This is a genomic window from Stenotrophomonas sp. YJH_SMC_122 (genome assembly GCF_059369535.1).
This window is the reverse complement of the sequence record NZ_JCAFST010000001.1, coordinates 71,328-90,951: the sequence shown is the minus strand read 5'-3', so window position 1 is coordinate 90,951 and position 19,624 is coordinate 71,328. Positions and strand designations below refer to the sequence as shown.

The window sequence follows — 19,624 nt, the reverse complement described above, 5'->3', positions numbered from 1 at the left end:
GCAGGTGCTGGGTCCCTTTCCTTCCGTTCGGCACAGGCATGAAGACTCGGCTGCAGACATCGTTGGGACAGCAGCTGGTGCTCACCCCCCAGCTTCAGCAGGCGATCAAGCTGCTGCAGATGTCCACGACCGAGCTGGAGCTTGAAATCGCCCAGGCCGTGGAAAGCAATCCGCTGCTGGACTGGGCCGACGGCAACGACAGCAGTGTCGCCAATGAAGGCGGCGACAACACGGACGCCGAGACGGCGGCCGAACGCACCGACAATGGCGACGACTGGGCACCGGCCGAGCTCGACTGGAGCGCCGCCGGCAGTGGCGGCAGCTTCGACGATGATGATGACGCCGGCAGCGCCGCCGAGCGCGTGGCCGAAACCGAGACGCTGGCCGACCACCTGCTGTGGCAGCTGCACCTGTCGCATCTTTCCATGCATGACCGCAGCATCGGCGCTGCGCTGATCGATGCGTTGGACGACGACGGTTACCTGCGCGAACCGCTGGCCACCATCGCCGAAACCCTGCTGCCGTCGGTCCATGCCGATGAGGATGAAATCCTTGCGGTGCTGCATCGCATCCAGCGCTTCGACCCGGTCGGCGTTGCCGCGCGCACGCTCGGCGAATGCCTGCAGCTGCAGCTGGATGTGTTGCCTGGTGACACCGCGGGCCTGGCGCTGGCGCGGCAGATTGCCGCAGGCCCGCTGGAACGGCTGCCACGCAGTGGTGTCGCCGGTCTGGCCCATGAACTGAAACAGCCGCTGGACGAGGTCGAGACAGCGGTCGCCCTGCTGCGCTCGCTGGACCCGCGTCCAGGGACTCAGATCGCGCCGCTTTCGCAGGATACCTATGTGGTACCCGACGTGGTGGTGTGGCGGCAGAACGGCATCTGGCGCGCGGCGCTGGCCGCCCATGCCGGGCCGAAGGTGGTGATCCACCGTGGCTACGAACAGCTGATCCGCCGCTGTGGCGAGGCCGACGCCGGCTACCTGCGTGGCCAGCTGCAGGAGGCGCGCTGGCTGCTGAAGGGCCTGCAGCAGCGCGGTGAAACCCTGCTGCGGGTGGTGCGCAGCCTGATCCATCAGCAGGCCGGTTTCCTCGAGTTCGGCGAACAGGCGCTGCGTCCGCTGACCCTGCGCGAGATCGCCGCCGAACTGGGCCTGCACGAGTCGACGGTGTCGCGCGCGATCGCCCGCAAGCATGTGCGCACGCCGCGCGGCACGCTGCCGCTGCGTGCCTTCTTCGCCTCGGGCATCGATACCGAAGGCGGTGGCGAGGCGTCCAGCACCGCCATCCAGGCGATGATCCGGCGCCTGATCGACGACGAAAACCCGCGCAAGCCGCTTTCTGACGCCAAGCTGGCTGACCTGCTCAAATCGTCGGGAATTCCAGTAGCGCGACGCACCGTGGCGAAGTATCGTGAAGCCATGAACATCTCCGCCTCGCACGAAAGGGTCAGAATCGCTTGACGCGCCGCCGCGCCCGGCGGAGAGGTTCATTGGCACATCCGAACACAGGAGAAACCCGATGCGCATCGAAACGTTTGGCAAAGACGTCGAAGTCACCCCGGCCCTGCAGTCCTATGTGGAGGAGAAGCTGGCCCGGATCGGAAAGCACTTCGACCAGCACTGCGAAGCGCGGGTGACCCTCAAGCTGCAGAAGACCGAACACCACGTCGACGCCAGCCTCAACATCCCCGGGCAGACCCTGCACGCCGAGGCCGGCGGCCAGACCATGTATGCCGCGATCGACCTGCTTGCGGACAAGCTTGACCGCCTGGTCATCAAGCACAAGGAGAAAAAACAGCAGCACGCACCGCTGCCGGTGGGCGACAATGGTGGCTGATCGCCACCGTTCCCCGCAGACATGCCCCTGACTGACCTCCTGGCGGCCGTGCAGACCCAGCTCTGCGCGGCCACCGACCGTGACAGCGTCCTGCAGGCCGCCGCCGGGTTGCTGGCCTGCCGCCAGGCCAATGCCGAACAGATCTATCTGAACCTGTGCCAGCGCGAAGCCCTGGGCAGCACCGCGATCGGCCACGGTATCGCTATCCCCCACGGCCGCGCGCCGACCCTGGACCGCCCCCGTGGCGCCCTGCTGCGTCTGGCGGCCCCGGTCGACTTCGGCGGCGATGAGCCGGTGGACCTGGTGTTCGCGATGGCCGTCCCGGCCCACTACACCCACCAGCACCTGATGCTGCTGTCCGAGCTGGCCGAGCTGTTTTCCGCGCCGGATATCCGCCAGGCCCTGCGTGAGGCCGGCGATGCCCGGGCCCTGCGCGAGGCGCTGGACATGACCCCACCTGCGAGCGCCGCATGAATACCAGCATCACCGCCCGTGAACTGTTCGAACAGCAGCGCGAGCGGCTGGGGCTGCGCTGGGCCGCAGGCAAATCCGGTGAGAAGCGCGAGCTGGAGGCCGGCAATACCGTTTCGCGGCGCCCCTCGCTGGCCGGCTACCTCAACGCCATCTATCCCAACAAGGTGCAGATCCTGGGCACCGAGGAACTGTCCTGGCTGGATGCGCTGGAACCGCGCCAGCGTTGGGAGACCATCGAAAAGATCATGCAGTCGCACCCGCTTGCACTGGTGTTGACCCGCAACCAGGCCTGCCCGGAAGACCTGCGCGCCGCCGCCGATGAATCCGGCACGCCGCTGTGGCTGTCGCCCAAGCGCGGCCACGAACTGCTCAACCACCTGTCCTACCATCTGGCGCGCACGCTTGCGCCGAGGGTGATCCTGCACGGCGTGTTCATGGAGATCTATTCCATTGGCGTGCTGATCACCGGCGAGGCCGGGTCGGGCAAGAGCGAGCTGGCACTGGAACTGCTCAGCCGTGGTCACCGCCTGGTCGCCGACGACGCCCCCGAGTTCACCCAGATCGCCCCGGATGTGCTCGACGGCACCTGCCCCGAACTGCTGCAGGACCTGCTGGAAGTGCGCGGTCTGGGCGTGCTGAACGTGCGCGAGATGTTCGGCGACACGGCTGTAAAGAAGAACAAGTACCTTCGGCTGATCGTCCACCTGACCAAGCCGATGACCGAGCCCACGCCGCATGGCTACGAGCGCCTGACCGGCGACTCGGGCACCCGCCATGTGCTGGACCTGGACGTTCCGCTGATCACCCTGCCGGTGATGCCTGGCCGCAACCTGGCCGTGCTGACCGAAGCCGCCACCCGCCTGCACATCCTGCGCACCAAGGGCATTGACCCGGCGGCCATGTTCATTGCCCGCCACAGCAATCTGCTGGAACGGCGAACACCCTGATCCCACTGCCCCTCGAAGAGCCTGTCCATGAGCACCGCAATCCCCACCGCCCCGACCCTGATCATCGTCAGCGGCCTGTCCGGCTCGGGTAAATCCGTCGCCCTGAAGACCTTCGAGGACCAGGACTACTACTGCTCGGACAACCTGCCGATCCACCTGCTGCCGGACTTCGTGCGCAGCCTGCTGGCCAACCACGACGGCAGCGCACCGCGCCGCTTGGCCGTAGGCATCGATGTCCGCGGCCAGGCCGACCTGAGCCAGCTGGGCGACTGGCGGCAGCTGGCCACCGACGCCGGCGTGGAAGTGAAGGTACTGTTCTTCGAGGCCAGCGACGAAACGGTGCTCAAGCGCTACGCCGACACCCGTCGTCGCCATCCGCTGAGCCAGCTGGGCCTGTCGCTGCCCGAAGCGATCGCCCGCGAGCGCGAGCTGACCGCGCCGCTGCGGCGTGAGGCCGACGCGGTGATCGATACCAGCACCCTCAACGTGCACCAGCTGCGGCGGCGGATCATCACCGAGTTCGCGATGGACCATGCCACCGGCCTGTCGCTGCTGTTCGAATCATTCGCCTACAAGCGCGGCGTACCGGCCGAGGCGGACTTCGTGTTCGATGCGCGGGTGCTGCCCAATCCACACTGGGACCCGGACCTGCGCGCGCTGAGCGGCCGCGAGCCGGGCGTGCGCGACTATCTGGAAGCACAGCCGGACGTGCAGCGTTACCTGGCCCAGCTGATGGATTTCCTCGATACGTGGCTGCCGAAACTGGGGGATGGCACCCGCAGCTACGTGACCGTGGCGTTCGGCTGCACCGGCGGCAAGCACCGCTCGGTGTTCCTGGCCGAGCGCATGGCCCGGCACACCCGCGAGAGGGGCTGGCAGGACGTGGCCACCTACCACCGCGAACAGGATTGAGGGGGGTCGGCCGGGCTGCGCCCGGCACCCGCCGGTAGTGCCGGCCGCTGGCCGGCAACAGCAACAGCAAAAGCGGCAGTCCGTGGGATGGCGGGGCGGTGTGGGCAGGCAGGACACGCCGTGAACCCCTCCTTGGGGGCTCGATGGCGCCATCCATGGCGCCAACGGTCCTGCCTGCCCACACCGCCCCGCCTCTGACAGATTCCGTGTGCTGTTGGTGGGTGTCGACCTTGGTCGACACGGTAGATCCACGCCATGCGTGGATGAATCGCTTTCAGGCATCGAAAAACGGATGGCGTAGGATCTCTTTTTCAACGAAAAAGGGCTCGCCAGCGAGCAACACTGAATACGGGACACAGTACCCCTCATCTGCTGCTATCGCCGATTCACCTTGACCTGTTAACGTGCGGTAATGACCTGTGGCATTCTCCTCGTAACACATCCCGGGGTCGGGACCGCCCTGCTTGACGTGGCGACCCGGCTCCTGCGGCAGTTGCCGCTGAAAACCGAAGCTTTCGAAGTACCGTTCGACGCAGACCTGGACGCCCTGCTCCCGCTCGCCTCGACCGCTTTGCGGCGGGTCGACGGAGGTCACGGCGTGCTGATCCTGACCGACCTGTACGGCGCCAGCCCCGCCAACCTTGCCGGGCAGCTGGCCCGGCTGGGGACCCCGGTTCGCCGGGTATCGGCGCTGAGCCTGCCGATGTTGCTGCGGGTGATGAATTATCCGGAACAGGGACTGGATCAACTGCCCGCCACAGCCGCGGCGGGTACCCGTAATGGAGCGATAGTCGACGATGCTTGAACGAGAACTCACCGTCAGCAACCGCCTGGGCCTGCATGCCCGGGCCACCGCCAAGCTGGTGCAGACCCTGGCGCCGTTCCGCTGCAACGTGACCATGGCCGCCAAGGGCCGTGAGATCAACGCCAAGAGCATCATGGGCGTGATGCTGCTGGCCGCCGGCCAGGGCACCCCGGTCACCGTGCGCATCAACGGCGAGGACGAAGCCGCCGCGATGGAAGCGGTGGTCGCACTGTTCGAACGCCGCTTCGACGAGGACAGCTGAGCGTGCCGCGCGCACGCGCCGGCCAGGTCCCTTCCGGCCAACGGCCGGTACAGCTGCTGGCCGGCCACGGCGCCGCGCGTGGAACGGCGATGGGCCGGGCACGCGTGCGACTGCCGCATGCGCTGGAGGTGGCCGAGCAGCGCGTGGCCGCCCACCAGGTCGAGGCCGAACTGGCGCGCCTGCACCGGGCGCTGGATGCCGCGCGTACGGAAATGCACGAACTGCGCCAGCGCCTGCATGGCGCCCTGAACCAGGAAGTGGGCGAGTTCCTCGACCTGCACGCGCTGCTGCTGGACGACCCCGAGCTGCTGTACGGCCTGGACGAGCTGATCCGCAGCGGCCCGTACAGCGCCGGCTATGCCTTGCGCCTGCAGCGCGACCGCCTGGCCAAGGTCTTCGATGGCATGGACGATGCCTACCTGAAGAGCCGCATGGACGATCTCGACCATGTGATCGGGCGCATCCACGCCTTCCTGCAACCCGAACGGCCGTCGGCGGTGAAAGGCCTGGCCGGCGAGATCCTGGTCTGCGACAACATCGCGCCCTCCGAGTTGGCGCAGCTGCAGGCACAGGGCGTGGTCGGCATCGTCACGGCCGCCGGCAGCGCGCTGTCGCACAGCGCGATCCTGGCGCGCAGCCTGCACCTGCCCCTGATCGTCAACGTGCCGCAGCTGCTCAGCCGCATCGCCGATGGCGACGTGCTGATCATCGATGGCGCCGACGGCAGCATCACCGTCAACCCGCAGGCCGACAACCTGCGGGACTACCGCGTCCGGCTGAAGGAGCACGCGCGCGAGCAGCGCGAGCTCGGCCGCCTGCGCAGCAAGCCCAGCCGTACCCGCGACCAGGTCGACATTGCCCTGCTGGCCAATGCCGAATCGCTGGAAGACGTGACCCAGGCGCATGCACTGGGCGCGCAGGGGCTCGGCCTGTACCGCACCGAATTCCTGTTCCTGCAGCGCAATGAGCTGCCGGACGAAGAAGAGCAGTTCCAGACCTACCGCGATGCCGCGCTGGGCATGAGCGGGCGGCCGGTCACCATACGCACGCTGGACCTGGGCGCGGACAAGGCCGACCGTACCGGCCTGACCCTGAGCAACGAAGAGAACCCTGCACTCGGCCTGCGCGGAGTGCGCCTTTCGCTGGCACGGCCGAAGGTGGCCGACACCCAGCTGCGCGCGATCCTGCGCGCGTCTGCGTACGGCAAGCTGCGCGTACTGGTGCCGATGGTCAGCACCCGCGAGGAGCTGCTGGCCGTGCGCCGGCGCATGCTCAAACTGACCGAACAGCTGCGCGGCGAAGGCCACATGGTGTCCGACCACGTACCGCTGGGCGCGATGATCGAAGTCCCCGCCGCTGCGCTGGCGCTGGAGAGCTTCATCGACCTGGTCGATTTCCTGTCGATCGGCACCAACGATCTGGTGCAGTACCTGCTGGCTGCCGACCGCAACAACGAGGCGCTGGGCGAACTGTATTCGCCACTGCATCCCGCCGTGCTGCGGCTGCTGCAGATGGTGATCGAGACCGGCGCGCGCCACCGCGTCCCGGTGGCGGTCTGCGGCGAGATGGCCGGTGATGCCCGGATGACCCCGCTGCTGCTGGCGCTGGGCCTGAGCGAGTTCAGCCTGCACCCCGGTACGTTGCTGGAGGTACGCCGCGCGATACGCGACGCTGACCTGGGCGCACTGCGCGCCCGTGCACCGAAACTGCTGGCCGCGCGCGACCGCCGCGCCATCGAGCGCTGGCTGGCGCTGGTGGCCGAAACGGCCTGACAGCCGAGGGTAGTGCGGGTCGCTGGCCGGCAATCTCATGGACTTCGATGGGGACGATTGCCGGCCGGTGGCCGGCGCTACCACCGCCCCTCGGCTATGCGTTGAAACATCCCCTTGCGATAATGACGCGCTGAACACCCCTGTTGCCGCATCCTTGCCGGGATCGCGGCTTTTCTTATCCCGCGGGAGCTGCGATGGCTGAAGCTGTACGCCACGACAAGACTGCGCGCCAACTGCGGATGCTGTCCGATGCACTGGACAGCGGCCGGCTGGGCCCGGTACGTCGCCTGGTCAACACCCTGGCCCCGGCCGAGATCGGCAACCTGCTTGAATCGCTGCCGCCGGGCAAGCGCGAGGTGGTGTGGGGCCTGGTCGATCCTGAAGACGACGGCGAGGTGCTGGTCCACGTCGGCGAGGACGTGCGCGAGAGCCTGCTCGCGGACATGGACCCGGACGAGATCATCGCCGCGGTCGAAGACCTGGACATCGACGATCTGGCCGACCTGGTCGAAGACCTGCCGGATACGGTCATCGATGAAGTCCTCAAGTCGATGGACCGCGAGAACCGCGAGCGGCTGGAACAGGTGCTGTCCTATCCCGAGGACAGCGCCGGCCGCCTGATGAACCCGGACGTGGTGACCGTGCGCGCCGACGTCAACGTCGACGTGGTGCTGCGCTACCTGCGCCTGCGCGGCGAACTGCCGGACCACACCGACCACCTGTTCGTGGTCAGCCGGCGGCACCAGTATCTCGGCCGGGTGTCGCTGGCGGCGCTGGTGACCCACGAGGACACCACCCCGATCAACCGCCTGATCGACGACGAGCAGCCGGCCATCGACGTCGGCGAGAGCGACCAGGAAGTGGCACGGCAGTTCTCCGACCATGACTGGATCTCCGCACCGGTGGTGGACGAGAACAACATCCTCGTTGGCCGCATCACCATCGATGACGTGGTCGACATCATCCGCGGCCAGGCCGAGCACCAGGCGCTGGGCGCCGCCGGCCTGGACGAGGACGAGGACCTGTTCAGCCCGGTCTGGCGCGCCATGCGCCGCCGCCTGATGTGGCTGTCGATCAACCTGTGCACGGCCTTCCTGGCCTCCAGCGTGGTCGGCCACTTCGAGGGCACGATCGACAAGCTGGTGGCGCTGGCGGTGCTGATGCCGATCGTGGCCGGCCTGGGCGGCAATGCCGGTACCCAGGTGCTGGCGCTGATGGTGCGCGGCCTGGCGTTGGGCCAGGTGGGCGCTTCCAACGCGCGCACGCTGCTGTGGAAGGAAGTGCGGGTGGCCGCGCTCAACGGCCTGCTGCTCGGCTCGATACTGGGGCTGATCGTGCTGGTCTGGTTCCACTCGCCCGGGCTGTCGGCGGTGATCGCCATCGCGCTGACCTGCAACCTGCTGTTCGCTGCACTGGCCGGCGTACTGGTGCCGCTGACCCTGAAACGCTTCGGCTTCGACCCGGCGCTGGCCAGCGGCATCTTCCTGACTGCCGTGACCGACTCGATGGGCTTCTTCACCTTCCTCGGCCTGGCCACGCTGGTGCTGCTGCACTGATCCCTGCCGGGCCGGATCCCCGCAACGCGGAGCTCCGACCCACGCCAAAACCCAGGGTCGGATCCCCGCTGCGCGGGACTCTGGCCCGATTCCAACTGGACCCTCATGGCCACCACGATCGAAGACTATTTCCAACCCGGCTGGCGCGACCAGCAGCACACCTGCCCGGCCTGCGAATGGAAGGGCAGTTCGCGCGCCATGGAGATGGAACTGGACGAGGACGCGACCGAGTACGCCTGCCCGGTCTGCGAAAACCCGTTGCTGGTGGTGCTGCACCCGGACATGGCGCAGGTGCAGGCTGCGGCGGCGGCAGGCAATGCCGAAGCGCAGGAACAACTGGACATCATTGCCAGCTTCCCGCGCACGCAGTGATGCGGCGCAAGATGCCGCGTTGACCTGCGGCGGACTAGGATGCGGCTGAACCCACCGCTCCTGGAACGTCGATGGTCCGTACGATGATGCGCTGGCTGCCAATGCTGGCGATCCTGATGATGGCCGGCTGCGCCTCGCACCCGGACAGCGCACGTGGCCGCTTCGAATCGCGTGCGGTGAAAGTGGATGGCCGCACCGCCTATTACCAGGTGTTCATTCCGGCAACCGCGGCGCGCACGCCTGGCGCGCTGCCGGTGGTGCTGTTCCTGCATGGATCCGGCGAGCGTGGCGGCGACGGCGTCAAGCAGACCCATGCGGGGCTGGGGCCGCACCTGCGCAGGCACGCGGCCGACTTCCCCGCGTTGGCCGTATTCCCGCAGGTGCCGGGCCGCCAGGAATGGAGCGGGCGCAACAACCGCGTTGCGCTGGCCGCCCTGGACGCCACCATCGCCGAGTTCGGTGCCGATCCCTCGCGGCAGTACCTGACCGGGATGTCGATGGGCGGTTATGGCAGCTGGAACATCGCGCTGGATGACCCCGGGCGCTTCGCCGCGATCGTGCCGGTATGCGGCGCGGTGCTGGCGCCGCGCGCGGTGCGTCCGACGCTGTTCGTCGAACAGGTGGCCCAGGAATCCGATCCGTATGCCGCGATCGCCAAGCGGCTTCGGCACACACCGATCTGGATCTTCCATGGTGCGCTGGATGATGTGGTGCCGCCGGACGACGACCGCAGGCTGCACGCCGCCTTCCAAAGCGCCGCTGCACGCGACGTGCGCTACACCGAGTACCCGGAGGGCAACCACAATGCCTGGGATGCCACCTACGCGGACCCTGCAATGTGGGCGTGGCTGTTCGCGCAGAAGCGATGAACCGCAGCTTCTGCTGGGAAGGATGCAGGATTGCCCGATCCGGGAATGGCGGCCAAGGCGTAGGCGTGCGCGGTTCATGGGCCCAAGCGTGCGCCTGCCGGTATCGCTCTTCTATCGGGCAACCACGTCAGTACAGGTAGGCCCGGACCCATTCAATGGCCAGGCCCCCACTTCACCGCACTGATGGTTCAGTGCCGACCAACGGTCGGCACCCACCAAAGTGGTCAGCTCAGCAAGGTTTCCAGCACGGCCATGCGCACGGCGACGCCGTTGGCGACCTGGCGCAGCACCCACGATTGCGGGCCATCGGCCACGTCGTCGGTCACTTCCACGCCGCGGTTGATCGGGCCCGGGTGCAGTACCGCAGCGTCCTTGCCGGCACGCGCCAGGCGCTCGCGGGTCAGGCCGTACTGCGCGTGGTACTGCTCCAGCGACGGCACCAGGCCTTCTTCCATGCGCTCGCGCTGCAGGCGCAGCATCATCAGCGCGTCGACGCCTTCCAGCATCGCGTCGAAATCATCGCCGACCACGCAGCCCTTCAGGGTCTCGTCATCCGGCAGCAGCGACTGCGGGCCGCACACGCGGATCTCGCCCACGCCCAGCGTGCGCAGCGCATGCAGGTCGGTGCGGGCCACGCGCGAGTGCTTCACGTCGCCGACGATCACCACTTTGAGCTTCGAGAAATCCGGGCCCTTGGCCTGGCGCAGGGTCAGCATGTCGAGCAGGCCCTGGGTCGGGTGCGAGCTGCGGCCGTCGCCGGCATTGATCAGCGCGGTGCCCTCGCCCGCGGCGTCGGCCAGCGCGGCCACGGCGCCGTCATCGGGGTGGCGCACCACGAAGCCGCGCACGCCCATCGCTTCCAGGTTGCGCAGCGTGTCGCAGGCGGTTTCGCCCTTGCGCGTGGACGAGGTCGAGGCATCGAAGTTCAGCACATCGGCCCCGAGGCGCTGCGCGGCCAGCTGGAACGAGCTGCGGGTGCGCGTGGACGGCTCGAAGAACAGCGTGCACACCGCCGAACCGGCCAGCACGTGGCGCTTGTTGCCAACTCGGCCGACCGCGGCATCGCGGATCTGCCCTGCGCGGTCGAGCAACTGCAGCAGGGTTTCGCGCGGCAGGCCCTCCAGGGTCAGCAGGTGGCGCAGGCGTCCGGAGGCATCGATTTGCTGGGCAGTCATGGCGGGAGTCGTGCAGTCAGGGGATGGGGGTGGCGTCGTCGGGGGACGACAGCCAGCGGTCGATGATCACCGCCGCGGCGACGGCATCGAGCGCGGCCGCATCACGGCGGCGCTTGCGCCCTTCGGCGCGCTCGACGGCGAAACGGCGGGCCGCCTCGACCGAGCTGGAACGCTCGTCGATCATCACCACCGGCAGCTTGAAGCGTTCCCGCAGCTGGCGGGCAAAGCCCTGCGCACGCTTGCGGTTGGGCTGGTCCTGGCCATCCAGGGTCAGCGGGTCGCCGACCACCAGGCCGTCGGGCTTCCATTCCTTGAGCAGGCGTTCGATCGCGGTCCAGTCCGGGCCGTTGCCGTGCACATCGACCACGGCCACCGCGCGCGCGTGCGCGGCGAAGGCACTACCGATGGCCACGCCGATCCGTCGCGAGCCGACATCAAAACCCAGCACCGTGCCGTCGCGACGGATGGCCGGGGCAGCAGGAACCGGGGCGGGCGTGATGGGCTCAGACATGGCCGCTGTAGTCGGTCAGCCGGAACAGGTCCACGCCAATGCGCGAAGCCGCCCCCTGCCAGCGCTGCTCCAGCGGCAGCTGGAACACCAGCTCGGCATCGGCCGGCACGGTCAGCCAGCTGTTCTCGGACAGCTCGCTTTCCAGCTGCCCTGCGCCCCAACCGGCACAGCCGAGGGTGACCACGGCATTGGCCGGGCCTTCGCCACGCGCCATCGCTTCGAGGATGTCGCGCGAGGTGGTCAGGTACAGGCCATGGCCCACGGTCAGGCTGGAATCCCACGCGCGCGCGTCGTCATGGATGACGAAGCCGCGCTCGGGATGCACCGGGCCGCCATTGAGCACCATGCGCGCCTGCAGGTCGCCATCACCGGTGGTGATGTCCATCTGCGCGAGCACTTCACCCAGCGTGTATTCGGAGGGCTGGTTGACCAGCACGCCCATCGCCCCGTTCTCGTCGTGCTGGCAGATCAGCGCGACGCTGCGGGCAAAGGTCGCGTCGAGCAGCGACGGCAGCGCGACGAGCAGGTGATCGGCAAGGGAGGTCGGCATTACAGGCATGGGCCCATTCTACCTGCTGGGGGCGGGATGGTCGCGCGATGGCGCCGAACCGCGATGGGCTAGGATGGTGCTTTGCCACGGAAGGTCATTAGATGCAGTCTTCATCGCCCCTGACCCTGCCGGCACGCAGCGCCATCGTCCTGCTTGCCCTGCTGCAGGGCCTGATGCTGTATGCCGCGCAGGAGCTGTCCGACGCGTGGCCGTTCCGCGATATCGGCTGGCGCTATTGCTGGTACGCCTGGGTGCTGGCCGTTCCGAGCGCGGTGGCGCTGAGCCTGGTCGAGCTGGGCCAGCGCCGACTGTGGCTGCAGGCCGTGCTCGGCTCGGCGGTGGTGCTGGCGCTGGCCGGCTGGATCGGCTGGAACCTCAATGGCGAAACCGCACTGGAATCGGGCGCGCTGCAGTTTCCGTTGACCCTGGGCATGGCCGTGGCGGTGTTCGTGGCCCTGCCCTGGTGGCAGTTCCAGCTGCAGCATGGGCACTGGCGCGCCAGCTACCCCGAGTTGTTCGAGCGCGCCTGGCAGAACGGTTTGACCCTGGCCCTGGCGGCGCTGTTCACCGGGCTGACCTGGCTGCTGCTGTGGCTGTGGGCAGCGCTGTTCCAACTGCTGGACGTGAATGTCTTCCGCGACCTGTTCCGGCAGGACGCTTTCATCGCACTGGCCACTGGCAGCCTGGCCGGGTTCGGCGTGCTGATCGGGCGCACCCAGCACCGCGCGATCCAGATCACCCGCCAGGTGCTGTTCGCGATCTGCCGTGGGCTGCTGCCGCTGCTGTCGTTCATCGCCGTATTGTTCGTGCTGAGCCTGCCGCTTACCGGGCTGGAACCGCTGTGGAAGACCCGTTCCGCCGCCAGCCTGCTGGTGGTGGTGTCACTGCTGCTGGTGACGTTTACCAATGCGGTCTACCAGCAGGGGGAAGACAGTGTTCCCTACCCTCTGGTGCTGCGCAGGCTGGTCGAAGCCAGCCTGCTGACGCTGCCGGTTTATGCCGTGCTGGCGCTGTATGCATTGGGCCTGCGCGTGGCGCAGTACGGCTGGACCCTGGATCGCTTCTGGGCGGTACTCGTCGCATTGGCCACGGCCGGCTATGCCGTGGGCTACGCGCTGGCCGTGCCGCGCCGGCAGCGCCGCTGGCTGCAGATGCTGGAGCCGGTCAACCGCTGGATGTGCTGGGTGGTGCTGGCACTGGCACTGCTGGGCAACTCGCCCCTGCTGGACCCGGTGCGGCTGACCCTGTCCAGCCAACTGGCGCGCCTGCGCGCGGACCCGCCAGCGATCACCAGCAGCGACGTCAACGTGCTGCGCTTCGATCTGGGGCGCCGTGGCGTGCAGGCGCTGCGCGAACTGCAGCGCGATCCGGCCATCACCGCCGATGCCAACGCGCCACAGGTGATCGCTGCAGCCCTGGCACGTACCTCACGCTGGGACGACGGCCACCGCCTCGACAAGGGGCCGCAGGACGTCGCCGCCCTGCAGCGCGCGCTGAAGCTGGCCAAGGGATCCAGTTCGCCACCGGACGACTGGTGGAAAGCTCTGGCCACCCGATCGATCAATGGCGAATCCTGCGCCCAGAGCGAGCGCGACTGCCTGATCGTGCATCGCGACCTGGACGGCGATGGTAGCGGCGAGGTGCTGCTGTGCGAGCTGAACACCCACCGTGGACCGGACTGCGTGCTGTACGCACGTGGCAAGAATTCCCAGTGGCGCCGCGCCGGTGCGCTGTTCGGCACCGTCAGCGGCCAGGCCGAGACGATCAACCACGCCCTGCGTGACGGCAAACTCACTCTCGTGCCGCCCCGCTGGCCGATGCTGTCCATCGGCGGGCACCCTGCGGTGGCCATCGATCCCGAATCCGAATCCGAATCCAGCGAGCCTTCCCCATGAGCGGCTACTGCCTCATTGCCCCGGGCCATCCGGTGCACGACTACTACCACGCCAACGAGTACGGCTTCCCGCAGCGTGACGAGCGCGAGCTGTTCGAGCGGCTGGTACTGGAAATCAACCAGGCCGGGCTGAGCTGGGAAACGATCCTGAAGAAGCGCGACGGCTTCCGCGCAGCCTATGACGGCTTCGATGTGGACCGCGTGGCCGCGTATGCCGAGCAGGACATCGAGCGCCTGCTGTCGGACGCGGGCATCATCCGCAACCGGCTGAAGGTGCTGGCGGCGATCCACAACGCGCAGGTGATCCAGCAGCTGCGGGCCAGCCATGGCAGCTTCGCTGGGTGGCTGGATGCACACCACCCGCGCAGCAAGGCCGACTGGGTGAAGCTGTTCAAGAAGACGTTCAGCTTCACCGGCGGCGAGATCACCGGCGAATTCCTGATGAGCCTGGGCTACCTGCCGGGGGCGCACGCCGAGGATTGCCCGGTGCATGCGCGGCTGCTGACGCTGTCGCCGCCGTGGTTGCAGGCCGCCGCCCGCTGATGGATCTCCGCGCGTGGGTGCCGGTGGTGCCGGCCGCTGGCCGGCAACCCCGCTGAACGGTCACACGCCCATGTAGCGGCCAGGGCGGTGGTTGAACATCAGCACGAGGCTGAGCACCACCGCGCCGATGGCCGAGTACAGCACCTTCGACGGCGACAACACGAAGAACGCGGCCACCATCAGGCAGGCGTCGTAGGACATCTGCACCTTGCCCGCGCTCCAGCCACGGGTGCGCTGCAGGTACACCGCCAGGATGCCGATGCCGCCAAGGCTTGCACGGTGGCGGATGAAGAACAGGATGCCCAGGCCGGACAACGCGCCACCGACGATCGCCGAATACAGCGGGTTGATGTGCGAGAAGTCGATCCAGCGCGGCAGCAGGTCGGTCAGCACGCCACAGGCGGTGACCGCGGCGAAGGTCTTCAGGGTGAATTCCCAGCCCATGCGCCGCAGCGCCACCCAGTAGAACGGCAGGTTGACCAGCACGAACACCAGGCCGAAGTTCCAGCCCATCGCGTAGTGCAGCAGGAAGGCCATGCCCGCCATGCCGCCGATCATCAGCCCGCCCTTGGCGAAGATGGCCAGGCCCAGCGAGGCCACCATCGTGGCCAGCACCATGCCCTGCACGTCCTCGGCGATCGAGTGACGCAGCGCTTTGTCGTCGGCGGTGGTGCCGGCGCTGTCGGGCGGCGGGGTCAGCGGACCGGCGGTGACCAGGTGGCCGTCAGCGTCGTCGCACGGCGCGGGGCCATGGGAGGGAAGGGACATACGGGTGGGGAACAGCAGGTGGGGAGCGGTATTAGACACGATCTGCATGACAGTTGCAGATGAAATCGTTCAGCTGAATTCGCCCGCCCCATGCCCCCTGCCCGCCGCTGCTCAGCCCTTGCCGGCCAGATGGTGCGCCACCAGCGCGTTGGCATGGCCATGGCCCAGCCCATGCTCACTTTTTAGGAAGCTGACCAGTTCCATGTGTTTCAGGCCCGTCTGTCCCGCCAGCAGCCCCAGCCAGTGCGCCACCGGTTGCCCATAGGTCCTCTCGATGGAGGGGAAGTAGGAGGCCAGGCCCTTGGGCCTGGTGTCAGTGCTCATGCGGAAGCTCCTTGCGTTGGATGTACCGTTGCGACGAACCGGGGAGCCGGAAATCGACAGATCCGTTCAATCCGGGAGCCGTATCATCCCGTCATGCCCCGTGAAAACCTCAACGACCTGCAGGCCTTCGTCCACGTTGCCCGCGAGGGCAGCTTCACCAAGGCCGCCGCCCAGCTGGGCGTGTCCCAGTCCGCGCTAAGCCATGCCATGCGCGGCCTGGAGCAGCGCCTGGGCGTGCGCCTGCTGACCCGCACCACCCGCAGCGTCTCGACCACCGAAGCCGGTGCCCGCCTGCTCGATACCCTGGCCCCGCGCCTGGCCGAGATCGAGGACGGGCTGGCCGCGCTGGCCGAGTACCGTGAACGCCCGGCCGGCACCATCCGCATCAATGCCACCGGCCACGCCGCCGAGTACATCGCCTGGCCCAGGCTGGCGCCGCTGCTGCAGCAGTACCCGGATTTGAAGGTGGAACTGGCGGCCGACTACGGGTTGGCCGACATCGTGGCCGAGCGCTACGACATCGGCATCCGCCTGGGCGAGCGGCTGGCGCGCGACATGATCGCCGTACCGATCAGCCCGCCGCTGCGCATGCGCGTGGTCGGGGCGCCCAGCTACTTCCGCCAGCACCTGGTGCCGCGGCACCCGGACGACCTGGCCGGGCACAACTGCGTGACCCTGCGCCTGCCCACGCATGGTGGGCTGATGCCGTGGGATTTCGGCCAGGACGGCAACGAACTGAGCGTGCGCGTGAGCGGCCAGTGGACGTTCAACACCATGGGCATGACCCGCGCCGCGGCGCTGGCAGGCAGCGGATTGGCCTGGCTGCCGGAAGACCAGGTACAGCCGATGCTGGACGATGGCCGGCTGCAATCAGTGCTGGACGACTGGTGCCCGCACTTCGATGGCTACTACGCGTACTACCCTTCGCGCCGCCACGTGACCGTGGCGATGCGAACGGTGCTTGATGCGCTGCGCGGGCCGATGGGGTGAGGGTCAAGGCGTGCGGACCAGCGGTCCGCACCCACCACCAGCGGTCCGCACTCACCGGCCGGTCAGCCCTTGGCCTGTGCCGCACGCTGCGGGTTGTAGCGCTCGCCAACGATCGACACTTCGTCCAGCGCCTGCGCGATGCGTTGCAGTTCTTCCGGCGCCAGCTGCAGGTCGGCCGCGCCCAGGTTTTCTTCCAGGCGATGAACCTTGGTGGTGCCCGGAATCGGCACGATCCACGGTGCCTGCGCGAGCAGCCAGGCCAGTGCGACCTGCGCAGGCGTCGCACCGCGCGCTGCCGCAATCGTGCTGATGCGATCCACCAGCGCCTGGTTGGCGCGGCGCGCCTCCACTTCGAAACGCGGCACGCTGTTGCGGAAGTCGTTGGCGTCGAAGGTGGTATCGGCGTTGATCGCACCGGTCAGGAAGCCGCGGCCCAGCGGGCTGAACGGCACGAAGCCGATGCCCAGCTCCTGCAGCGTCGGCAGCAGTTCACGCTCCGGTTCGCGCCACCACAGCGAGTACTCGCTCTGCACGGCGGTGACCGGCTGCACCGCATGCGCGCGACGCACGGTGGCAGCACTGGCCTCGGACAGGCCGAAGTGGCCGACCTTGCCCTCGGCGATCAGGTCGCTCACGGTGCCGGCCACATCCTCGATCGGCACGTTCGGGTCGACGCGGTGCTGGTAGAACAGATCAATATGGTCGGTACGCAGGCGCTTGAGGCTGGCTTCGGCCACGGCACGGATGTTCTCCGGGCGGCTGTCCAGGCCGGCATCGGTGCGCGCGTCCTTGAAACCAAACTTGGTGGCGATCACCAGCCTGTCGCGGTAGGGCGCCAAGGCCTGGCCGAGCAGGTCTTCGTTGGTGTACGGGCCGTACACTTCGGCGGTATCGAAGAAGGTCACGCCGCGCTCGACGGCAGCGTGCAGCAGGGCGATGCCCTGGCTCGGTTCAACCGGCTGGCCGTAGGCATGGGTCAGGCCCATGCAACCCAGGCCCAGGGCGGAAACCTTCAGGCCGCTGCGGCCGAGTTCACGTGTCTGCATCGTCGTACTCCAGAGGGGGAGTGCTGACGATACGCCTGTCGTGGCGCTGGATTGAGCCAGCCCGGCCGCAGTCGGTCATGACCGGAATTCATCAATCGCCTGTGGTGCCCGTCACTCCATGCCCTGCAGGGTGTCAGTGCAACCCGCCAGTTCCACCATCATCCTGCCGGTGTTGCGGAACGCCGGATCCCGCGGCACCCATCGTGCGAACCAACGTTGCTCGCCGTCCACCACGGACTCGAACATCCACGATGAGCCGTCAAGCCCAGCGCTCGAATCTTCGCCCTGCAACAGCGCAAACGCGGCGGCGATGGCGTTCCATTCCTGCGCACTCAGCGCGCGCGGTGGAGCGCACGTGCCACCCTTGATGACGGTGGCTGGGCTTCCGGGTAACGATCCGGAAATCTCGAAATCGCGCGCACTGCGCCCGACGATCCACGCGTGGCCCGCTGCATTGCGCTGCGCGCGAATGAGCACGCCCGGGAAGAATGCAGGATCCCAGACGAAGCGATATGCCTGTGCCGGTACGCTGCCACAGCGGAACGACGGCTCCGGCAAGCCATCGAGATCCCGCAACCGGGCATCATAGATCGTCCTCGCTGACCCGGTGAAATCGATGAACGGCGGCAGGTCGCCGCCGTGCTTCGTCGCAGGCGGTGGCAGCAGATACCAGGCATGCGCCTGTGGATCGTCGCAGCCCGCGGCCGCGGCTGCCGGTTCGGGGGTACGGGCACAACCGGCCTGCAGCAGCACGGCGATGGCCAGTATCACGCTCGTAGTCACACGCATGCAGGCCTCCCTGGCAGGTTCACGCGGGCGTGCATCCGGCGCCGCGGCCATCCCGGAGCAGCGGGCGCCCGCAGGCGCCCGTCCGGTCAACGGATCTCCGAGATCTCCACGCCATCCAGTCCCTGCGACAGGGTGCGCGCGTCGCCGCCCTGGCTGAGCTTGATGCGCAGGCGCACCTCGTTCTGCGAATCGGCGTAGCGCAGCGCGTCCTCGTAGCTGATCTCGCCGGCCTGGTAGAGCTCGAACAGGCTCTGGTCGAAGGTCTTCATGCCCAGCTGGACCGAGTCCTTCATCACTTCCTTCAGCTTGTGGATCTCGCCGTCGCGGATGTAGTCCTGCACCAGCGGCGTGCCCAGCAGGATCTCCATCGCCACCTTGCGCGAGCGGCCATCGGGCGACGGCACCAGCTGCTGCGCGACCACGCCCTTGAGGTTCAGCGACAGGTCCATCAACAGCTGGTTGCGGCGGTCTTCCGGGAAGAAGTTGACGATGCGGTCCATCGCCTGGTTGGCATTGTTGGCATGCAGCGTGGCCAGCACCAGGTGCCCGGTTTCGGCGAACGCGATGGCGTGGTCCATGCCTTCGCGGGTACGCACCTCGCCGATCATGATCACGTCCGGCGCCTGGCGCAGGGTGTTCTTCAGCGCGGCTTCCCAGCTGTCGGTATCGATGCCGACCTCGCGCTGGGTGATGATGCAGCCCTCGTGCTTGTGCACGAATTCGATCGGGTCTTCGATGGTGATGATGTGCCCGGTCGAGTTCTGGTTGCGGTAACCGATCATCGCCGCCAGCGAAGTCGATTTACCGGTACCGGTGGCACCGACGAACAGGATGATGCCGCGCTTGGTCATCGCCAGCGTCTTGATGATCGGCGGCAGGCTCAGCTCTTCCACGGTCGGAATGCGCGTCTCGATGCGACGCAGCACCATGCCGACCTGGTTGCGCTGGTAGAAGCAGCTCACGCGGAAACGGCCGACACCGGACAGGCCGATGGCGAAGTTGCATTCGTGGGTCTTTTCGAATTCCTCGCGCTGTGCCGGGGTCATCACGTTGAGGACCAGGTCGCGGCTCTGCTGCGGCGTCAGTGGCGTCTGCGTGATCGGCGAGATCTTGCCGTTGACCTTCATCGCCGGTGGCATACCCGCAGTGATGAACAGGTCCGAGGCGCGCTGGTGCGCCATCAGCTTGAGGAACGAAGTGAAATCGATGGTGGTCGCGGTGGTGTTCAC

22 protein-coding genes are annotated in these 19,624 nt (G+C 67.7%); 14 read left to right on the top strand and 8 right to left on the bottom strand.

Going from position 1 to position 19,624, the window contains the following annotated elements; translation table 11 throughout:
• The first annotated feature begins 38 nt into the window (after positions 1-38).
• The 11 genes from AC5P66_RS00450 (at position 39) to AC5P66_RS00400 (ending at position 9,805) form a co-directional block, all read left to right on the top strand.
• On the top strand, positions 39-1,460 hold the full coding sequence (locus AC5P66_RS00450; protein WP_111096979.1) for an RNA polymerase factor sigma-54: 1,422 nt from the start codon (positions 39-41) through the stop codon (positions 1,458-1,460).
• Positions 1,461-1,518: 58 nt separating this feature from the next.
• Positions 1,519-1,836 carry a ribosome hibernation-promoting factor, HPF/YfiA family gene (gene hpf / locus AC5P66_RS00445; protein WP_005415556.1) on the top strand — a complete coding sequence of 106 codons (318 nt, stop codon included), beginning with the start codon at positions 1,519-1,521 and terminating at the stop codon, positions 1,834-1,836.
• Positions 1,837-1,857: 21 nt separating this feature from the next.
• Positions 1,858-2,310, top strand: coding sequence for a PTS sugar transporter subunit IIA (locus tag AC5P66_RS00440; RefSeq protein WP_061479789.1), 453 nt, complete (start codon positions 1,858-1,860; stop codon positions 2,308-2,310).
• Entirely contained in the window at positions 2,307-3,257 is a 951-nt protein-coding gene (gene hprK, locus AC5P66_RS00435) for an HPr(Ser) kinase/phosphatase (protein WP_005408388.1), read from the top strand. The genes AC5P66_RS00440 and hprK overlap by 4 nt, the downstream gene beginning before the upstream one ends.
• A gap of 27 nt (positions 3,258-3,284) precedes the next feature.
• Complete coding sequence (gene rapZ / locus AC5P66_RS00430) at positions 3,285-4,169, top strand: RNase adapter RapZ (RefSeq protein WP_049415178.1); 885 nt, start codon at positions 3,285-3,287, stop codon at positions 4,167-4,169.
• Between the two features lie 412 nt (positions 4,170-4,581).
• On the top strand, positions 4,582-4,974 hold the full coding sequence (locus tag AC5P66_RS00425) for a PTS sugar transporter subunit IIA (protein WP_263467360.1): 393 nt from the start codon (positions 4,582-4,584) through the stop codon (positions 4,972-4,974).
• Positions 4,967-5,236 (top strand): HPr family phosphocarrier protein, encoded by a 270-nt coding sequence (locus AC5P66_RS00420; protein WP_111096556.1) that lies wholly within the window; start codon positions 4,967-4,969, stop codon positions 5,234-5,236. Before AC5P66_RS00425 ends, AC5P66_RS00420 begins: the two co-directional genes overlap by 8 nt.
• Before the next feature lie 2 nt (positions 5,237-5,238).
• Positions 5,239-7,008: a phosphoenolpyruvate--protein phosphotransferase gene (ptsP, locus tag AC5P66_RS00415; RefSeq protein ID WP_049410628.1), complete on the top strand. Its 1,770-nt coding sequence runs from the start codon at positions 5,239-5,241 to the stop codon at positions 7,006-7,008.
• A gap of 194 nt (positions 7,009-7,202) precedes the next feature.
• Entirely contained in the window at positions 7,203-8,564 is a 1,362-nt protein-coding gene (mgtE, locus tag AC5P66_RS00410; RefSeq protein ID WP_049410631.1) for a magnesium transporter, read from the top strand.
• Positions 8,565-8,669: 105 nt separating this feature from the next.
• Entirely contained in the window at positions 8,670-8,936 is a 267-nt protein-coding gene (locus tag AC5P66_RS00405) for a hypothetical protein (protein WP_049438626.1), read from the top strand.
• Between the two features lie 71 nt (positions 8,937-9,007).
• On the top strand, positions 9,008-9,805 hold the full coding sequence (locus tag AC5P66_RS00400) for a carboxylesterase family protein (protein WP_065185824.1): 798 nt from the start codon (positions 9,008-9,010) through the stop codon (positions 9,803-9,805).
• Between the two features lie 224 nt (positions 9,806-10,029).
• Here AC5P66_RS00400 and AC5P66_RS00395 read toward each other — a convergent pair whose 3' ends face one another.
• The 3 genes from AC5P66_RS00395 to AC5P66_RS00385 are packed head-to-tail and all read right to left on the bottom strand — an operon-like array spanning position 10,030 to position 12,050.
• Positions 10,030-10,980 (bottom strand): aspartate carbamoyltransferase catalytic subunit, encoded by a 951-nt coding sequence (locus tag AC5P66_RS00395; protein WP_099494703.1) that lies wholly within the window; start codon positions 10,978-10,980, stop codon positions 10,030-10,032.
• Positions 10,981-10,996: 16 nt separating this feature from the next.
• Positions 10,997-11,491: a Holliday junction resolvase RuvX gene (ruvX, locus tag AC5P66_RS00390; RefSeq protein ID WP_049410643.1), complete on the bottom strand. Its 495-nt coding sequence runs from the start codon at positions 11,489-11,491 to the stop codon at positions 10,997-10,999.
• A complete protein-coding gene (locus tag AC5P66_RS00385; RefSeq protein ID WP_049410646.1) occupies positions 11,484-12,050 on the bottom strand; it encodes a YqgE/AlgH family protein in 567 nt (188 codons plus the stop codon). The genes ruvX and AC5P66_RS00385 overlap by 8 nt, the downstream gene beginning before the upstream one ends.
• Before the next feature lie 92 nt (positions 12,051-12,142).
• Between AC5P66_RS00385 and AC5P66_RS00380 the strand changes: the two genes are divergently transcribed.
• Complete coding sequence (locus tag AC5P66_RS00380) at positions 12,143-13,936, top strand: DUF4153 domain-containing protein (RefSeq protein WP_495216033.1); 1,794 nt, start codon at positions 12,143-12,145, stop codon at positions 13,934-13,936.
• A complete protein-coding gene (locus AC5P66_RS00375; protein ID WP_495216032.1) occupies positions 13,933-14,478 on the top strand; it encodes a DNA-3-methyladenine glycosylase I in 546 nt (181 codons plus the stop codon). Before AC5P66_RS00380 ends, AC5P66_RS00375 begins: the two co-directional genes overlap by 4 nt.
• A 60-nt stretch (positions 14,479-14,538) precedes the next feature.
• On the opposite strand, the gene AC5P66_RS00370 is transcribed toward AC5P66_RS00375, so the two are convergent.
• Together AC5P66_RS00370 and AC5P66_RS00365 are read right to left on the bottom strand one after the other, a co-directional pair.
• The gene (locus AC5P66_RS00370) at positions 14,539-15,246 is read right to left on the bottom strand and encodes a YitT family protein (RefSeq protein WP_005415543.1); all 708 of its coding nucleotides are present in this window, start codon (positions 15,244-15,246) and stop codon (positions 14,539-14,541) included.
• A gap of 111 nt (positions 15,247-15,357) precedes the next feature.
• Positions 15,358-15,570 (bottom strand): DUF4287 domain-containing protein, encoded by a 213-nt coding sequence (locus AC5P66_RS00365; protein WP_495216031.1) that lies wholly within the window; start codon positions 15,568-15,570, stop codon positions 15,358-15,360.
• A 93-nt stretch (positions 15,571-15,663) separates the two neighbouring features.
• On the opposite strand from AC5P66_RS00365, the gene AC5P66_RS00360 reads away from it, so the two are divergent.
• A complete protein-coding gene (locus AC5P66_RS00360) occupies positions 15,664-16,560 on the top strand; it encodes a LysR family transcriptional regulator (protein ID WP_099494702.1) in 897 nt (298 codons plus the stop codon).
• A gap of 62 nt (positions 16,561-16,622) precedes the next feature.
• On the opposite strand, the gene AC5P66_RS00355 is transcribed toward AC5P66_RS00360, so the two are convergent.
• The 3 genes from AC5P66_RS00355 to AC5P66_RS00345 all read right to left on the bottom strand — a co-directional run bounded on the left by AC5P66_RS00355 (position 16,623) and on the right by AC5P66_RS00345 (position 19,624).
• On the bottom strand, positions 16,623-17,606 hold the full coding sequence (locus tag AC5P66_RS00355; RefSeq protein WP_099494701.1) for an aldo/keto reductase: 984 nt from the start codon (positions 17,604-17,606) through the stop codon (positions 16,623-16,625).
• A 111-nt stretch (positions 17,607-17,717) separates the two neighbouring features.
• Positions 17,718-18,446, bottom strand: a complete 729-nt coding sequence (locus tag AC5P66_RS00350) for a hypothetical protein (RefSeq protein ID WP_049441132.1) — start codon at positions 18,444-18,446, stop codon at positions 17,718-17,720.
• 35 nt (positions 18,447-18,481) lie between these two features.
• The gene (locus AC5P66_RS00345) at positions 18,482-19,624 is read right to left on the bottom strand and encodes a PilT/PilU family type 4a pilus ATPase (protein WP_005415539.1); all 1,143 of its coding nucleotides are present in this window, start codon (positions 19,622-19,624) and stop codon (positions 18,482-18,484) included.

Bases quoted from the DNA above. Each gene is read 5' to 3' on its own strand.
- AC5P66_RS00450 (WP_111096979.1), top strand. From the start codon at position 39: ATGAAGACTCGGCTGCAGACATCGTTGGGACAGCAGCTGGTGCTCACC.
- hpf (WP_005415556.1), top strand. From the start codon at position 1,519: ATGCGCATCGAAACGTTTGGCAAAGACGTCGAAGTCACCCCGGCCCTG.
- AC5P66_RS00440 (WP_061479789.1), top strand. From the start codon at position 1,858: ATGCCCCTGACTGACCTCCTGGCGGCCGTGCAGACCCAGCTCTGCGCG.
- hprK (WP_005408388.1), top strand. From the start codon at position 2,307: ATGAATACCAGCATCACCGCCCGTGAACTGTTCGAACAGCAGCGCGAG.
- rapZ (WP_049415178.1), top strand. From the start codon at position 3,285: ATGAGCACCGCAATCCCCACCGCCCCGACCCTGATCATCGTCAGCGGC.
- AC5P66_RS00425 (WP_263467360.1), top strand. From the start codon at position 4,582: ATGACCTGTGGCATTCTCCTCGTAACACATCCCGGGGTCGGGACCGCC.
- AC5P66_RS00420 (WP_111096556.1), top strand. From the start codon at position 4,967: ATGCTTGAACGAGAACTCACCGTCAGCAACCGCCTGGGCCTGCATGCC.
- mgtE (WP_049410631.1), top strand. From the start codon at position 7,203: ATGGCTGAAGCTGTACGCCACGACAAGACTGCGCGCCAACTGCGGATG.
- AC5P66_RS00405 (WP_049438626.1), top strand. From the start codon at position 8,670: ATGGCCACCACGATCGAAGACTATTTCCAACCCGGCTGGCGCGACCAG.
- AC5P66_RS00400 (WP_065185824.1), top strand. From the start codon at position 9,008: ATGGTCCGTACGATGATGCGCTGGCTGCCAATGCTGGCGATCCTGATG.
- AC5P66_RS00395 (WP_099494703.1), bottom strand. From the start codon at position 10,980: ATGACTGCCCAGCAAATCGATGCCTCCGGACGCCTGCGCCACCTGCTG.
- ruvX (WP_049410643.1), bottom strand. From the start codon at position 11,491: ATGTCTGAGCCCATCACGCCCGCCCCGGTTCCTGCTGCCCCGGCCATC.
- AC5P66_RS00385 (WP_049410646.1), bottom strand. From the start codon at position 12,050: ATGCCTGTAATGCCGACCTCCCTTGCCGATCACCTGCTCGTCGCGCTG.
- AC5P66_RS00380 (WP_495216033.1), top strand. From the start codon at position 12,143: ATGCAGTCTTCATCGCCCCTGACCCTGCCGGCACGCAGCGCCATCGTC.
- AC5P66_RS00375 (WP_495216032.1), top strand. From the start codon at position 13,933: ATGAGCGGCTACTGCCTCATTGCCCCGGGCCATCCGGTGCACGACTAC.
- AC5P66_RS00370 (WP_005415543.1), bottom strand. From the start codon at position 15,246: ATGTCCCTTCCCTCCCATGGCCCCGCGCCGTGCGACGACGCTGACGGC.
- AC5P66_RS00365 (WP_495216031.1), bottom strand. From the start codon at position 15,570: ATGAGCACTGACACCAGGCCCAAGGGCCTGGCCTCCTACTTCCCCTCC.
- AC5P66_RS00360 (WP_099494702.1), top strand. From the start codon at position 15,664: ATGCCCCGTGAAAACCTCAACGACCTGCAGGCCTTCGTCCACGTTGCC.
- AC5P66_RS00355 (WP_099494701.1), bottom strand. From the start codon at position 17,606: ATGCAGACACGTGAACTCGGCCGCAGCGGCCTGAAGGTTTCCGCCCTG.
- AC5P66_RS00350 (WP_049441132.1), bottom strand. From the start codon at position 18,446: ATGGCCGCGGCGCCGGATGCACGCCCGCGTGAACCTGCCAGGGAGGCC.